Origin of the sequence: Mesorhizobium sp. M5C.F.Ca.IN.020.32.2.1 (genome assembly GCF_004023105.1) — a bacterium.
GTDB lineage: Bacteria > Pseudomonadota > Alphaproteobacteria > Rhizobiales > Rhizobiaceae > Mesorhizobium > Mesorhizobium wenxiniae.
In genome coordinates this window covers 1-1,908 of the sequence record NZ_RZSX01001061.1, presented here as the reverse complement: position 1 = coordinate 1,908, position 1,908 = coordinate 1, and the positions used below count along the sequence as shown (strand labels likewise).

The 1,908-nt window shown below is 62.4% G+C and carries 1 protein-coding gene and 3 pseudogenes; 2 read left to right on the top strand and 2 right to left on the bottom strand.

The features are described from left to right. Positions 1-339: transposase (locus EOA86_RS32825; RefSeq protein ID WP_164892241.1), on the top strand; the 339-nt coding region annotated here is incomplete at its 5' end. 89 nt (positions 340-428) lie between these two features. On the opposite strand, the pseudogene istB reads toward EOA86_RS32825, so the two are convergent. Beyond that, a pseudogene (gene istB / locus EOA86_RS32820) lies at positions 429-1,163 on the bottom strand (IS21-like element helper ATPase IstB). 126 nt (positions 1,164-1,289) lie between these two features. Between istB and EOA86_RS40890 the strand changes: the two are divergent. Further along, a pseudogene (locus tag EOA86_RS40890) lies at positions 1,290-1,620 on the top strand (hypothetical protein); the annotation flags it as partial. A gap of 41 nt (positions 1,621-1,661) precedes the next feature. On the opposite strand, the pseudogene EOA86_RS32815 reads toward EOA86_RS40890, so the two are convergent. Then, positions 1,662-1,820: pseudogene (locus EOA86_RS32815) on the bottom strand (IS21 family transposase); the annotation flags it as partial. Positions 1,821-1,908: the final 88 nt, after the last annotated feature.

Genomic DNA, 1,908 nt, shown 5'->3' with positions numbered 1-1,908 from the left:
GTTCGCGATTATGTGGTGGAGGCGTTGGGCGATGAGGATGGCGTCCCGATCGTCGACGAGACGGGATTTGTGAAGAAGGGCGCGCTCGTTCCGCCGGTGTCGCGCGAACGGCGGGGCGGATCGAGAACAGCCAGATCGGCGTGTTCTTGGCTTACGCGAGCCGCTACGGCCAAGCGCTGGTCGATCGTCGCTGAGAGCTGGACAAACGATCGGGCGCGATGTGCCAAGGCGTCGATCCCGGAGACGGTCGAGTTTGCGACCAAGCCGAAGATGGCGCGCGCCATGGTCGAGGCGGCGCTCTGCCTATTCCGACGAAGCCGCCCCTTTCTTACGATATGATTGCGCCCCCGGATTCCGAGATGATCTCGCCCCTTGGGCTAGGGCTCTGCTGGCGTTGATTGTTGTCACTTCTTCTTATGCGTCAGGTGTCAAGCTTTTTGCGGCTGCTTTCGCCGCAGGCTTTCGCCTGTCAGATCGATGCGATGATCGTTGTGGACGAGGCGATCCAGGATGGCGTCGGCATAAGTCAGATTTCCGATGCCGTCATGTCTGCTGACACGGGCAGTTGGCTGGTAATGATGGTGGAGCGTCGGCCGTAGCGATCCTCGAGGATTTCGAGGAGACATGCCGTGCCTGATCGTCGAGGGGTTCAAGGCCCCCAATCATCAAGGATCATCAATTGGACGCGGGCGAGCGTGCGTTGCAGGCGTGCGTAGCGACCATCGCATCTGGCGAGCGCCAGATTGGCGAACAGGCGTGGGACACGCTGATAGAGAACGGACCGGGCTCCCGGCAGGCCTTACGCCCGAGCGCGCAGGCCAACCAACTCTTGCCGACGCCTGATGGGCGGCAGATGGCCAAATTGTCGTGGGCATCGATCCAGTCGCCCGCGATGAGCTTGAGGAACAAGGCTCGATCGAGGCCGCGATCGCCACGATAGTCCACATCCTTAGGGGCGACCTGATGGCGCAGCTTGGCAAAGCGCAGGCGGGCGCCGAGCTTGCGATTGTAGCGCCAGCTCCATTCCCAGTCGAGCAACAGCGCCAGCCATTCGCCATGCGATAGCTGTTCGGCCTCGGCATTGGCGGCCATTTCATTGAACGCCTTGGCCATTCCGGTCAGCCGATGGCGTTGAGCCGGTCGAGGGTGGGATGTACAAGCATGTCATTCTCGTTTGTCATCGGGCGATGGATAGTCCCGGATTGTGGGCATCGAAAATTCCCTAGTTGGCGCCATTGCCGCCAGTTCCGGGGCGCGTCCCGGAACTGGCGGCTTTCGCACCAGCGTCGATGATCCGTTTCGATCTGATCGGAATCGGAGCGGCGCTAGAGGTCCAACTTGGAGAACTTCTGATGCTACTGGATCTACACCGCCAGGGGCCGTCCGTGGCGGCGATGGCGCACTGGCCGCGACCCCAAGCGGTCCGCAAATACATCGAGCGCGGGATCGAACTGCCGACCTCCCCGACTGGTTGGGCGCCGAATGAGCTTGTGCCCTATCTCGATTATCTGCGTGACCGGGTCGCAGCCTGTCCCGATCTAAGCCGTGCGGCTGCGCGAGATTCGTCAGCGTGGCTACGGCGGTGCTTACACCGCCATGAAGCGCTTCGTCGCGGCCATCCTCTCGCCCTTGCGGAACAGCTTAGGCGCGCCGAATGCGCCTTCAGCAAAGCCGTAACGCTCAGCCGGCAGCGGCTTGCGTGCGGGCCGGTTGATCTCGTCGAACAGTTATCGCCGCGTGCAGCCGACACGGCGTAGCACGCGGTGATCGTTCAGATCGGCAAGCAACTCGCCGATCGCCGCGTTAACCTCAGCCAGGCTGTCGATCCACGCAAGCCCAGTCCGGCTCCACGCTGCGACGGTGCCCTGTCTTCGTCCCGTTTGCCTTGTAGAGCGCGGCCTCCAGGAC